Here is an 11,437-nt window from a genome sequence, read left to right on the forward strand (position 1 = left end):
CCGGTCGGGCCGTCGATGCCCGTCTGGCCGACGCACGGATGCCGCGGCGGGCCGCCCTCGGCGTCAGCTGCGCAGCCAGGCCCAAGCGGCATCCGGGTCCTCGAAGTACGCCGCCTCCTGCGCGTAGAACGGGGTGGCGAGGTGCGCGAGGCGCTCCTCCCACTTCTTGTGGCCGACGATCGCCATGCGCGCGACCTTCTCGTGGAACTCGCGACCGAAGTGCAGGTCGGAACCCCACGCGCCGACCTTCTCCCACCTGAAGTCGGTGAGGTCCAGCAGCAGCTTCACCGTGCCGTGCTCCTCGACCGCGGCCTCGACCGCCGGCGTCATCACGTCGTAGTCGGCCTTCGTCACGTCGCCGGATACGGCGAATCCGAGGATGTCGCCGCTGCTGCGGTCGGACTGCGTGATCGTCATCGAAGTGCTCCGCTCTCTCGTCGCCTCTGCCCAGCCTTGCGCGAGGGGGCGTCGGCGTCGAGAGGGCGTTGGTCCCTCGGCCGTGCGAGGGCCGAGGCATCCGACCTGGCCGACGGCCGGCGAAGACGCGCTAGTATGAGATGAATCGAATATTCGGAGGTCATCGTGAGCGCAGGAACCCTGATCCGCGCCGCGCGGCGGAGCCGCAAGCTCACCCAGCAGGCGCTCGGCCGGCGTGCCCGGCTGTCGCAGTCGCACCTCTCGCTCATCGAGCGCGGCCATCAGAATCCGTCGTTCGAGGCGGTCGAGCGCGCCCTCCGCGCGGCCGGCCACCGGCTCGTCTCGGTACCGACGGTCCGAGACGACGCGGCGGCGATCGCCGCAGACATCCGCTTCGCCGTCGCGGACGGCCGCGAGGGCACGGCGCTGCGCCGATTCGTCCAGCTCAACGACAACCTGAACGCCGAACACGGCGCGGCGCGCTTCGCCTTGGCCATCTCACCGCCCGAGCCGACCGGCAGTCGCCAGTGGGATGCCGCGCTCGCGGCACTCGTCGCCCACCACCTCGTGGCCGAGCAGCTGCCCGTGCCCGACTGGTCCGTCAACCCCGATCGCACGCTTCGACGCCCGTGGACCCTCGGCGAGGGCCCGTACACGCTGACGCCGTCGCCCGACCGGGTGCCTCCCGAGTTCGCTCGGCGCCGGGTCCTCGTCGACGCGGACACCCTGGTCAGCGCATGACCCGCTTCGAACGCGACGACCTCGTCGTCGGGCTCCGCCAACTGGTCAGTACGCTCACCGAGCGCAGCGAACGCAGCGGCATCGGGATCGTGGGTGGTGCGGCGCTCGCACTCCGTTACTTCGATCGCGAGTCCACCGTCGACATCGACGCACACCTGATCGGCGATCACGAGGTGGTCCTTGAGGCGGGTCGCGCGATCGCCGAGGCCAACGGATGGCCCGATGACTGGCTGAACGACCAGGCCGCGGGCTTCATCCCGAGCTATGGCCGCCGCGCCACCGAATGGGAGACACTTTACGACGACGGTGTCGTCGTCATCCAAGTCGCCTCCGCCGACGCGCTGCTCGCGATGAAGCTCCGGGCCAACCGGCCCGGCCGCGACGACACCGACATCGCCAAGCTGATGGTGATCTGCGACATCCGGACCGTCGACGCCGCCGAAGAGCTGTACGAGGACTTCTACTCCGGCGAGGCGCTGCCCGATCGAGCCGTGCGCATGGTGGCGCGTATCGTCGCGGTCGGCCTGCCGCCGCGCCCGGCGAGGCCGCCGAGGCCCGAGATCGGCTGAGGCACGCCGACGGCAGCCGCCCCCCGAACTCGCACCCCACTACGGTGGTGCGACCGAGAGGACCCGCATGCCCCGCCGTATCATCCGTCACGAGTTCGTTCTCGCCGCCCCGCCCGAGGTCATCGCCGCCCACCTCGCCGAGCCCCGCAGTTACCTCGGCCTGTCGCCGCTGGTCTTCGAGGTGCGCGACATCGCCCACGTCGACGGCACGACGCACTACACGGCGGTCGAGCGCTTCCCGCTGCCGTTCGGGCGCCACCTCGACAACCCGATCCGCGTGACCCTGCGGCGGGACGACGGCGCCGACGGCGACCCCGACACGGTGACCGTCGGCGGCGACGTGCGCAGCCCCGGCTGGGTGCGCATGCGGTACCGCTTCGGCATCACCGCGGATGGCGCCGGCTCGCGCGTCGCCGACGAGCTCGACCTGCGGGCGCCGTTCGGACTGCTGCGCTTCGCCGCGGGCCAGGCGCGCAGCGTGCAACTGGCGCGCGCCGCGATCCTGAAGGACCGACTGACCGGCGCCGCTGAGCTCGGTTGAGCCGAGCCCCTCTCAGCCGGCATCGAGCCCGGCCGCCCCGACGCGCACCGCGTCGAGCACCGCCTGCAGGGCCGGCGAGTCGGCCTGGCTGCGCCGGTGCACGGCCGCGACCCCACGCACCGACGCCGGTTCGACCGTCGGGATCGCCACGAGGTCGTCGGGCAGCGGCGAACGCCCGAGGCGCGGCACCAATGCGACCCCGAGCCCGGCGCGGACGAGGTCGAGGTGGTTCTCGAACTCCATCGACTCGTGCACGATGCGGGGCGCGTTCGAGACGCCGTCGAACAGCCGCCGCAGCCACTGGCGGCAGATCGTCGAGTCGAACGTCGCGACCCACTCCTCCTCGGCGAGGTCGGCCGGGGTCAGCTCGGTGCGATCGGCGAGCGGGTGCTCGCGGCGCAGGATCACGTCCGCAACATCCGTGAACAGCGGCGTCTCGATCAGGTGGTCGGGCATCGCGAGCGCGACGCCGCCCCACCGGTGCACGATGCCGAGGTCGCGCTGACCGGATGCCACGAGCGCGATCGTCTCCCACGGCTCGCTCTCGCGCATCGGCACCCGCAGCTCCGGATGCTCGGCGCGCAGCCGCGGCAGCACGTCGACGAGCAGCCCCCGCACGGCGGTCGAGAACGCCCCGATGCGCACCTCCCCGGTGATGCGGCGCGCGGCCGCGCCATCCGCCCCCGGACCCCGGCCCGCGAGATGCAGGTCGGCCTCGATGCGCTCGAGGTCGGCGAGCACCGTCGCCGACGACGTGACGAGGTGGCGGCCGGCATCCGTCAGCACCACGCCGCGGCCCGCCCGCTCGAGCAGCGCGACCCGCGTGCCGCGCTCGAGGCGCTTGATCTGCTGCGACACCGCCGACGGCGTGAACCCGAGCGCGTCGGCCGCCGCCGCGACGCTGCCGTTCGTGGCCACCGCCCGCAGCGCGACCACGGCTTCGAGATCGATCATGCAGTGATGCTACCGATTCGTGAGCAGAAATGGTCGCTGGTGTTTCCGGATGCCGCGGGCGACCCTTGACCCATGACGAGACGCGACATGCTGCTGGCGGCCCTGGTGGCGACGATGTGGGGCTTCAACTTCGTCGTCATCGACTGGGGCATGGATGGCATCCCGCCGCTGTTCTTCGTCGCCGTCCGGTTCGCCGTCGTCGCCCTCGCCGTCGTCCTCGTGCCTCGGCCGCTCGCGAGCTGGAGGACCGTCGTCGGCGTCGGCCTCTTCATGAGCCTCGGCCAGTTCGCCCTGCTCTACACGTCGATCGCGCTCGGCCTGCAGCCCGGCATCGCCGCCCTGCTGCTGCAGGCGCAGGTCGTGCTCACGATCCTCGTCGCCGCGCTCGCGCTGCGCGAGCGGCCGACGCGCCCGCAGGTCGCGGGCGTGCTGCTCGGCACGGTGGGGCTCGGCGTCGTGGCCCTCGGCCGCGGCGGCGACGCGCCCGCGCTCGCGGTCGTGCTGTGCCTGCTCGCCGCGCTCTCGTGGGCGATCGGCAACGTCATCGCACGGAAGGCGGGGCCGGTCGCACCTGCCCGCCGGTTCGGCGCGCTCTCGCTCACCGTGTGGTCGTCGCTGGTCGTACCGCTGCCCGCGCTCGGGCTGTCGGCGCTCATCGAGGGCCCCGACGCGATCGCCGCGGGTATCGCCGCATTCGGATGGCGCCCGCTCCTCTCGACGCTCTACACCGCGGGCCTCTGCACGCTCGTCGGCTACGCGATCTTCAACGGACTGCTCGCGCGGAATCGCTCGGCGTCGGTCGTGCCGTGGGTGCTGCTCGCACCGGTCGTCGCGATGGCGTCGGCCGCGCTGCTGCTCGGGCAGGTGCCGAACGTCTGGGAGACGGTCGGCGGGGCGGTGCTCGTCGCCGGAGTGTTCGTCGCGAATGCGCCGGGCCGGCGGACACCAGGCGGGCGGCCTTGGGCTGACGAGCAGAGTTCCCGGAGCGCAGCGCTTGTCGACGTGAAAATCGCCACGAAGCGGTCTCACGACGACGACTGATGCCCGCACGCTGCTGTGCACTTGAGCGGTGAATATCGTCTCCAGGCCGAACCATAGGTAATTGCTATGGCACCTTCATCGGGCCGCGTTGATCTGACCCTTGCGCCCGCGAAGAATTGGATTGGCATTCGACGTGGCTGCTCAGCCGTCCGCTCATGCGCTCCCTCCAAGCGCCGAAAGCGCTTGACGCATTGGCGTCGCTGCCGCTCGGAGGGAGATTGACGATGGATCCCGGTTCACTGCAGTTCATCATCACGCTCGGCGTGCCGATCCTTGGCTTTGCGGCCGCAATCATCACGAGAGCAGAACGGACGCCCGCGCTATACCGTCGCTTGCGTCATAGCGCTGCGCTACTCAAAGACCTTCCTGAGTCTGCCTCGGGTGCGCGACACATCCTTGAAGAGATCGCCGAGCTTCAAGCGGGGCGAATCCAAACTCGTGAAGCGCGGCGTCAGTCGGTTCGCGGAAAAATCAGCCTGCCATGGCTTACCGCTGCAATCCTGCTGACGACGGTCGTCACCCCGTTGGTCGTCTGGGCACTACTCGCATGGATCGGCGGCACGGTCGAAAGCGGGTGGATCTGGATCTCAGCGCCGGTGGCCGTCGTGTCCGGGCTGCTCCTGCTGTTCTTCATGTTGTGGTTCTGGACGGAAGCGCTCGATCCGTTGCCGGCCGCGGTCACCCAGGATGCCGATGGTCCGCAGGTATCACCCCTGCCGAGTGATCTGGATGGCAGTACTGTGACGACCGGTGCGCAGCAAGCCAGGGGCGACCATGGCTACTGACACTGCGAGCGCGCCCTTCGCACGAAGCTCACCTTCTTCACAGTCAGCGAGACCTGATGGGCGACCTTCCGCAAACCTGCAGTCTTGGCGAACCCGAGTCCTGGATCGTCACGCGAGTCTGGAATCGGAACTGCGGCAAGCAGTCCGCTCGATCGATCCGAGCTCCGACGAATCGAGTTCCGCCGCGACCTCGTACAGAGAAGCGGAACGTTGGTTGGAAACTGCGCGCCTCGCCGCAACGCGCAATCTAGGCCGCCCGGCCCGTGTTGCGGCGGCGTGGCGCGGCAGCGACGTCGATGAAGCCTGGATGGCGATACACAGAGTCGAGGTGGTCATCGTTCGCTGGACGCCGGAGACGGTAGCCAATCTGTCGGTGATCGACAACGTCCGACAGCGCGCTGCTGAGCGATTGAGGCCCACGGACGAAAGGCTAAAGGCGCTGGACAGGTTGGCCCGGCCTCGTCGCGACGGCTCCCTCGCGCTTCCCCCAGGAACGATGCTTCAGGCCGCGAGTGTACTAAGCGCAGCACTTGGCGCAAGTGACGACCAGCATCGCCGAATTCGGAGTTTCCGCAACATCCTTATCGTGACTACTTCCCTCGTCTTACTCCTCGCGGGAGTCTTGGCGACCGTCGGGTGGATGGCGCCCGAAGCTATCAGCCTATGTTTCCGCGCCAACACGGCTCTCGTCTGCCCGAGCGGCCCGGAGGGGCCAGCAAGCAGCGACATTCTCATAGTTGAACTCTTGGGGGTCACGGGCGCTTCGATAACGGCTGCACTGGCTGTTCGCAACATGCGCGGGACCAGCACACCGTACGCCGTGCCGACCATGTCCCTCATCGTCAAGCTGCCTATTGGCGCGGTGATCGCCGTGGTAGGGGTCCTCCTCCTGAAGATCATCCCCGGGTTCGAGGTCAGCGACCGTGGGCAGATTGCCGCCTACGCCGTGCTCTTCGGCGTGGCGCAGGAGACCGTGACCCGCCTCATCGATCGCCGGGCACAGAGCGTGCTGGATAGCGTCTCCAGTCCAAGCCGAAGCGAAGCGGCGACGTCCACCGACCAAGCCGAGTAGGCTCTGCGCGGTTAGGCGGCCCGGAGTGCCGCCCGTGGTGTCCCACGGCCGGTGGCCTGGCACAAACTCGCTCTAGCTGCGAAATGGCGACGGAGACTGCGGGCTGCGAAATAGGTCCGTCCCGGGCAGCAGCCGAGATCGACCCGGACTGGACCGTCGCGAGAAACCATCTCAACTGGCGCAGCTCCATCGATCCCCCACGCGATGCGCGCTGGCGGCAGCGTGGACCGAATCAGCGCACCCCCGCAAGCTCGGCGCCAACAGACTGGGGTGGGCCGCGCAGCGCGGGCCGTCGTATAGCCGTCTGTCATTGCGTCAGGTAGCAGACTGACGCCGTACCGATGACATCGAAAACCCCCGGAGGAGGGACACGTCCGGTACGCGGATGGCACTAGCCTGCGACCAGGTCTCTCGGAGGGCGGCATCACCTCGCGCCCTCGGTCGCAGCCGCGCGACACGGCCGCTCGCGTGGACTCCCCCAGCCTGAATCCCACCCTACGGATCACCTGGGAGGTATCCGATGTCACCGAACAAGGCCAAGCCCGACAACAGCAAGCCCGGCAAGGGACGCGGCCGGAAGACCGCCCCGCCGCCGCAGGCACCGAGGACCACCGAACAGCTGGTCGGCCGGGCGGCATCCGCTCACGGCATGGGCTACGCACGCCGATCGGCCCGCGGACACGGCTACGAGCAACGCGGGCTCGCGTACGTGCCGGCCTCGCGGCTGCTCGAGGGCAAGTTCGGACGCATGTTCCGGCTGCCGCCCTTCGTGCCGACCGACGAGCGGATCACCGAGATCGCCGAGGCGATGACCGAAGGCGACGCCGGGCGCGACCCGCTGCTGGACAACCCAGACATCCCCGCCGGCTACACGTATCTCGGCCAGTTCGTCGATCACGACATCACGTTCGACACCGCGTCGAGCCTCGAGCGGCAGAACGACCCGGACGCCCTGACGAACTTCCGCACGCCGCGGTTCGACCTCGACTGCGTCTATGGACGCGGGCCCGCCGACGACCCGTTCCTCTACGACGCCGATGCGGATCGCGTGAAGCTGCTCATCGACCACCACGACAACGAGGACGACCTGCAGCGCAACAGCCAGGGAACCGCCCTGATCGGCGACCCGCGCAACGACGAGAACACCTTCGTCAGCCAGTGGCAGCTCACGATGCTGAAGTTCCACAATGCGATCGTCGACCGGGTCGAGGCCGACCCCTCGCTCAAGCGGGGCAGCGAGACCACCTTCGAGGCCGCGCAACGCATCGCCCGGTGGCACTACCAGTGGCTGGTCATCCACGACCTGCTTCGCCGCATCGTCGGCGACGCCATGCTCGCGAAGGTCCTCGACGAGAGCGGTCCGCTCCCGAAGGTCGACCGGCGCTTCTACAAGTGGGAGCACAACCCGTACATGCCCGTCGAGTTCTCGGTCGCCGCGTACCGATTCGGCCACTCGATGATCCGCGGCGGCTACAAGCTGAACACGCTCGTGCCGCCGCTGCCGACCTTCACGCCCGACCCGGTGAACACGAATCCGCTCGGCCACTTCGGCGGCTTCCGGATCCTCCCGCCGGGATGGACCATCGAGTGGGCCCGGTTCTTCGAACTGGGCGGCGCGGCATCGGCCGACCTGCAGCCGTCGCGCCTCATCGACACGAAGCTCGCGAACGTGCTGACCAGGCTGCCTCCCGAAATCGGCGGGTCGCGACCCTCGCTCATCGAGCGCAACCTGCTGCGCGGGGCGCGTCTCCTGCTCCCGTCGGGCCAGGATGTCGCCCGGCACATGGGGTTCGCCGTGCTCACCGACGCCGAGCTCGACCTCCCGAGCCCGGGGCCCGCGCCGCTCTGGTACTACGTGCTGAAGGAGGCCTCCGTGCAGGCCGCCGGCCGGCATCTCGGCGAGACCGGCGGACGGATCGTCGCCGAGGTCTTCCTGGGACTGCTCGAGAAGGATCCCTCGTCGTACCTGCGCAACGAACCCGGCTGGAAGCCGTTCCTGCCGTCGACCATCGCGGGCGACTTCACCGCAGGCGACCTCGTCGCGGTCGCCGGCCACGGGCTCGGGGTCACCGACAGTCCGTGACCCACGCGTGATGGCATCCGTCGCTGCGGGGTCGGATCGGCGCCGCCGATACCGACCCCGGAGCCGACACGCAAGGCGGTTGGCAGGTCGCGTCGACCGCGGAAGAGTCGGCCCATGACCGACCACACCACCGACGCCGACACCGCACCCGCCGAGGTCCTGCTCTTCCACCACGCGCTCGGACTCACCGACGGCATCCGCGCCTTCGCCGACGAACTCCGCCGCGCGGGTCACACCGTGCACACCCCCGACTTGTTCGACGGCCGCACGTTCGACTCGATCGAGGCCGGCGTCGGCTACGCCCGCGAGGTGGGCTGGGACGAGATCATGGCCCGCGGCGAGCGCGCCGCCGAGTCGCTGCCGACGGGGCTCGTCTACGCCGGGTTCTCGCTCGGGGTCGTGCCGGCGCAGAAGCTCGCGCAGACCCGGGCCGGCGCGAGCGGCGCGCTGTTCTTTTACTCCTGCATGCCGGTCGAGGAGTTCGGCACGTGGGCCGCCGGTGTTCCGGTGCAGGTGCACGGGGCCGACGCCGACCCGTTCTTCATGGACGAGGGCGACGTGGATGCCGCACGCGAGCTCGTCGCCGCTGCTGACGACGCCGAGCTGTTCCTCTACCCCGGCGACCAGCACTACTTCGCCGATTCGACCTTGCCGAGCTACGACCCCGAGGCGGCGGCGCTCCTCATGCGCCGGGTGCTCGAGTTCCTGGGCCGCGTCGGCTGACCTTCACAGCGGATTCACGACCATCCGCGAACCTGAGCGATATATCGTTGACATATCGTCGAGACCCGATCAGGGCCCCGGTTCAAGGAGGTCATCATGAGCGATTCGTATGGCGGCGGCTTCGGCAGCGGCGCAGGCAACTGGGGCCGGGGCAACCCGGGCCAGGGGCTGTGGGAGGCCATGGAGCAGCTGCGCGGCATGTTCGAGCAGAAGGTCGCACCCCGCATGGGTCGCGGCGACGTCCGGCTGGCGGTGCTCGCACTGCTCGCCGAGAAGCCGATGCACGGCTACCAGATCATCACCGAGATCGCCGAGCGCAGCGGCGGCATGTGGAAGCCGAGCGCCGGCTCGGTGTACCCGACGCTGCAGCTGCTCGCCGACGAGGGGCTCATCAGCGCCGAGGAATCGAACGGGCGCAAGACCTACACCCTCACCGACGCGGGACGGGCCGAAGCCGAGGCATCCGCCGATCGCGCGCCCTGGCCGACCGGGGCGAGCGGCGCGAGCAGCAGCGGCAGCGGCGGCGGCGGCCGACGCGACTGGAGCAACGCCGGTGCGCTCCCGAAGGCGGGCATGGAACTCGCCCAGGCGGCGGCGCAGGTCGGCCGTACGGGGACGCCCGAGCAGGTGAAGGAAGCGGTCGAGGTGCTCGACGAGGCGCGTCGGCGTCTCTACTCGATCCTCGCCCAGGACTGACGGAGTGCCCTCGACACGTCGGCATCCGGCAGGCAGGATGCCCGATGTGGGGAACATGCGCGCCCGCTACCGCAGGATCCTGCGGTTCGCCGCCAGGTACATCGTCCAGACCTGGTGGTTCGAGATCGTGCTGCCGCGCTTCGGGCTCGCCCGGTTCGCGGCACGCGGGCGCACGGCGCGGATGACGCGCATCGCGCAGCGCTTCCACGTGCTCGCGGTCGACCTCGGCGGGCTGATGATCAAGGTCGGCCAGTACCTGTCGTCACGGCTCGACGTGCTGCCGCCCGAGATCACCCGTGAGCTCGCCGGGCTGCAGGACGAGGTGCCGCCGGTGCCCTTCGACGACATCCGCCGCCTCGCCGAGGCCGAGCTCGGCATGCCGCTCGAGCGCGCGTACGCGTCGTTCGACCCGACCCCCGTCGCTGCGGCATCCCTCGGCCAGGCGCACCGCGCCCGCCTCTCCCCCGTCGACGCCGCCGACATGGGCTACGACGACGCCGTGGTCAAGGTGCAGCGGCCCGGCATCGAGGCGGTCGTCGACACCGACCTCGCGGCGCTGCGTCGCGTGGCCGACTGGCTCAGCCGCGTGCGGTTCGTGGCGAACCGCGTCGACCTGCCCGGACTCGTCGAGGAGTTCGCCACCACGAGCCTCGAGGAGATCGACTACGTCAACGAGGCGCAGAACGCCGAGCGGTTCGCCGCGAGCTTCGCCGGCGACGAGCGCGTCGCCGCACCCGAGGTCGTCTGGGAGCGCTCGACCCGCCGCGTGCTGACGCTCGCCGACGTCACCGCCATCAAGATCAGCGACCGCGCGGCGCTCGTCGCGGCCGGCATCGACCCGAAGGAGGTCGCCCACCGGTTCGCGGCGGTCATGTTCGACCAGCTGTTCCGCGACGGGTACTTCCACGCCGACCCGCACCCGGGCAACATCTTCGTCACCCCCGTCGGCGTGCTGTCGGGCGACGCGGATGGCGCGGCATCCGCTTCGACCTCGACCGAGACGGATGCCGCTGCGCCGGCCCCCGCCTGGCAGCTCACCTTCATCGACTTCGGGATGATGGGGCAGGTGCCCGACGGCCTGCGGCAGGCGTTGCAGCAGCTGATGATCGCCGTCGCCGCACGCGACGGCAAGCGGCTGGTCGAGAGCTTCCGGAGCGTCGGCTTCCTGCTGCCGACCGCCGAGACGGCGGAGCTCGAGCGCGCCATGACGGAACTGTTCGCGCGCTTCGGCGGAATGGGCTTCGCCGAGCTCGCGCAGGTCGACGAGCGCGAACTGCGCCGGTTCGCCATCGAATTCGGCGAGGTGATGCGCACGCTGCCGTTCCAGCTGCCCGAGAACTTCCTGCTCATCATCCGCGCCATGTCGCTGACGTCGGGGATGTGCAGCTCGCTCGACCCCGAGTTCAACATCTGGGACGCCGTCGAGCCCTACGCCGCCCAGCTGCTACGCGACGAGCGCGGCAACATCGTGCAGGCGGTCGGCCGCGAGGCGCTCTCGGTCGTCGGCACGGCCTGGCGGCTCCCTCAGCGCCTCGACAAGGTCGTCGACCGCATCGAGCAGGGGCGGCTCGTCGCGCGCGCGCCCCAGATCGAGCAGCGGATGACGCGCCTGGAGCGCACCGCCGGGCGGATCGTGTCGGCCGTCATCTTCGTCGGGCTGTTCCTCGGCGGCATCCTGCTCCGGCTCGACGAGCCGGTGTGGGGCGGCATCCTCCTCTGGGCGTCGGCGATCCCCCTGCTGCACGCCGTGTTCGCGGGCGCGTTCGCGCGCCGCGGGCCGGGGTGACCGGGGGTCACCGCAGGCGCGGAGCCGGG

The 11,437-nt window shown here is 70.0% G+C and carries 13 protein-coding genes; 10 read left to right on the forward strand and 3 right to left on the reverse strand.

All coding sequences use genetic code 11. From position 1 onward, the window contains the following. Positions 1-63 precede the first annotated feature (63 nt). The gene (locus tag ACUY4T_RS03055) at positions 64-417 is read right to left on the reverse strand and encodes a SpoIIAA family protein (protein ID WP_446017431.1); all 354 of its coding nucleotides are present in this window, start codon (positions 415-417) and stop codon (positions 64-66) included. 165 nt (positions 418-582) lie between these two features. Here ACUY4T_RS03055 and ACUY4T_RS03060 point away from each other — a divergent pair, with 165 nt between their 5' ends. The 3 genes from ACUY4T_RS03060 (at position 583) to ACUY4T_RS03070 (ending at position 2,268) form a co-directional block, all read left to right on the forward strand. After that, a complete protein-coding gene (locus tag ACUY4T_RS03060; protein WP_446017432.1) occupies positions 583-1,158 on the forward strand; it encodes a helix-turn-helix domain-containing protein in 576 nt (191 codons plus the stop codon). Beyond that, a complete protein-coding gene (locus ACUY4T_RS03065; protein ID WP_446017433.1) occupies positions 1,155-1,727 on the forward strand; it encodes a DUF6036 family nucleotidyltransferase in 573 nt (190 codons plus the stop codon). Before ACUY4T_RS03060 ends, ACUY4T_RS03065 begins: the two co-directional genes overlap by 4 nt. 67 nt (positions 1,728-1,794) lie before the next feature. Continuing rightward, a complete protein-coding gene (locus tag ACUY4T_RS03070; RefSeq protein WP_446017434.1) occupies positions 1,795-2,268 on the forward strand; it encodes an SRPBCC family protein in 474 nt (157 codons plus the stop codon). A gap of 12 nt (positions 2,269-2,280) precedes the next feature. Here the strand turns inward: ACUY4T_RS03070 and ACUY4T_RS03075 are convergent, their stop codons facing one another. Then, the gene (locus ACUY4T_RS03075) at positions 2,281-3,222 is read right to left on the reverse strand and encodes a LysR family transcriptional regulator (RefSeq protein WP_446017435.1); all 942 of its coding nucleotides are present in this window, start codon (positions 3,220-3,222) and stop codon (positions 2,281-2,283) included. Positions 3,223-3,294: 72 nt separating this feature from the next. Here ACUY4T_RS03075 and ACUY4T_RS03080 point away from each other — a divergent pair, with 72 nt between their 5' ends. The 3 genes from ACUY4T_RS03080 (at position 3,295) to ACUY4T_RS03090 (ending at position 6,120) form a co-directional block, all read left to right on the forward strand. Next, positions 3,295-4,263, forward strand: coding sequence for an EamA family transporter (locus ACUY4T_RS03080; RefSeq protein ID WP_446017436.1), 969 nt, complete (start codon positions 3,295-3,297; stop codon positions 4,261-4,263). A gap of 224 nt (positions 4,264-4,487) precedes the next feature. Beyond that, a complete protein-coding gene (locus ACUY4T_RS03085) occupies positions 4,488-5,048 on the forward strand; it encodes a hypothetical protein (protein ID WP_446017437.1) in 561 nt (186 codons plus the stop codon). 307 nt (positions 5,049-5,355) lie between these two features. Continuing rightward, complete coding sequence (locus ACUY4T_RS03090) at positions 5,356-6,120, forward strand: hypothetical protein (RefSeq protein WP_446017788.1); 765 nt, start codon at positions 5,356-5,358, stop codon at positions 6,118-6,120. Here ACUY4T_RS03090 and ACUY4T_RS03095 read toward each other — a convergent pair. Further along, positions 6,032-6,310 carry a helix-turn-helix domain-containing protein gene (locus tag ACUY4T_RS03095; RefSeq protein WP_446017438.1) on the reverse strand — a complete coding sequence of 93 codons (279 nt, stop codon included), beginning with the start codon at positions 6,308-6,310 and terminating at the stop codon, positions 6,032-6,034. The genes ACUY4T_RS03090 and ACUY4T_RS03095 overlap by 89 nt on opposite strands. 330 nt (positions 6,311-6,640) lie before the next feature. Between ACUY4T_RS03095 and ACUY4T_RS03100 the strand changes: the two genes are divergently transcribed. The 4 genes from ACUY4T_RS03100 to ACUY4T_RS03115 all read left to right on the forward strand — a co-directional run bounded on the left by ACUY4T_RS03100 (position 6,641) and on the right by ACUY4T_RS03115 (position 11,408). Then, positions 6,641-8,203: a peroxidase family protein gene (locus ACUY4T_RS03100; RefSeq protein WP_446017439.1), complete on the forward strand. Its 1,563-nt coding sequence runs from the start codon at positions 6,641-6,643 to the stop codon at positions 8,201-8,203. Positions 8,204-8,317: 114 nt separating this feature from the next. Beyond that, complete coding sequence (locus ACUY4T_RS03105; protein ID WP_446017440.1) at positions 8,318-8,926, forward strand: dienelactone hydrolase family protein; 609 nt, start codon at positions 8,318-8,320, stop codon at positions 8,924-8,926. A 96-nt stretch (positions 8,927-9,022) separates the two neighbouring features. Further along, positions 9,023-9,622, forward strand: coding sequence for a PadR family transcriptional regulator (locus ACUY4T_RS03110; RefSeq protein WP_446017441.1), 600 nt, complete (start codon positions 9,023-9,025; stop codon positions 9,620-9,622). A gap of 37 nt (positions 9,623-9,659) precedes the next feature. Further along, entirely contained in the window at positions 9,660-11,408 is a 1,749-nt protein-coding gene (locus ACUY4T_RS03115) for an ABC1 kinase family protein (RefSeq protein WP_446017442.1), read from the forward strand. Positions 11,409-11,437: the final 29 nt, after the last annotated feature.

The organism is Agromyces arachidis, from assembly GCF_052805135.1.

Bases quoted from the DNA above. Each gene is read 5' to 3' on its own strand.
- ACUY4T_RS03115 (WP_446017442.1), top strand. From the start codon at position 9,660: ATGCCCGATGTGGGGAACATGCGCGCCCGCTACCGCAGGATCCTGCGG.
- ACUY4T_RS03085 (WP_446017437.1), top strand. From the start codon at position 4,488: ATGGATCCCGGTTCACTGCAGTTCATCATCACGCTCGGCGTGCCGATC.
- ACUY4T_RS03095 (WP_446017438.1), bottom strand. From the start codon at position 6,310: ATGGAGCTGCGCCAGTTGAGATGGTTTCTCGCGACGGTCCAGTCCGGG.
- ACUY4T_RS03075 (WP_446017435.1), bottom strand. From the start codon at position 3,222: ATGATCGATCTCGAAGCCGTGGTCGCGCTGCGGGCGGTGGCCACGAAC.
- ACUY4T_RS03065 (WP_446017433.1), top strand. From the start codon at position 1,155: ATGACCCGCTTCGAACGCGACGACCTCGTCGTCGGGCTCCGCCAACTG.
- ACUY4T_RS03090 (WP_446017788.1), top strand. From the start codon at position 5,356: ATGGCGATACACAGAGTCGAGGTGGTCATCGTTCGCTGGACGCCGGAG.
- ACUY4T_RS03105 (WP_446017440.1), top strand. From the start codon at position 8,318: ATGACCGACCACACCACCGACGCCGACACCGCACCCGCCGAGGTCCTG.
- ACUY4T_RS03070 (WP_446017434.1), top strand. From the start codon at position 1,795: ATGCCCCGCCGTATCATCCGTCACGAGTTCGTTCTCGCCGCCCCGCCC.
- ACUY4T_RS03100 (WP_446017439.1), top strand. From the start codon at position 6,641: ATGTCACCGAACAAGGCCAAGCCCGACAACAGCAAGCCCGGCAAGGGA.
- ACUY4T_RS03110 (WP_446017441.1), top strand. From the start codon at position 9,023: ATGAGCGATTCGTATGGCGGCGGCTTCGGCAGCGGCGCAGGCAACTGG.
- ACUY4T_RS03080 (WP_446017436.1), top strand. From the start codon at position 3,295: ATGACGAGACGCGACATGCTGCTGGCGGCCCTGGTGGCGACGATGTGG.
- ACUY4T_RS03055 (WP_446017431.1), bottom strand. From the start codon at position 417: ATGACGATCACGCAGTCCGACCGCAGCAGCGGCGACATCCTCGGATTC.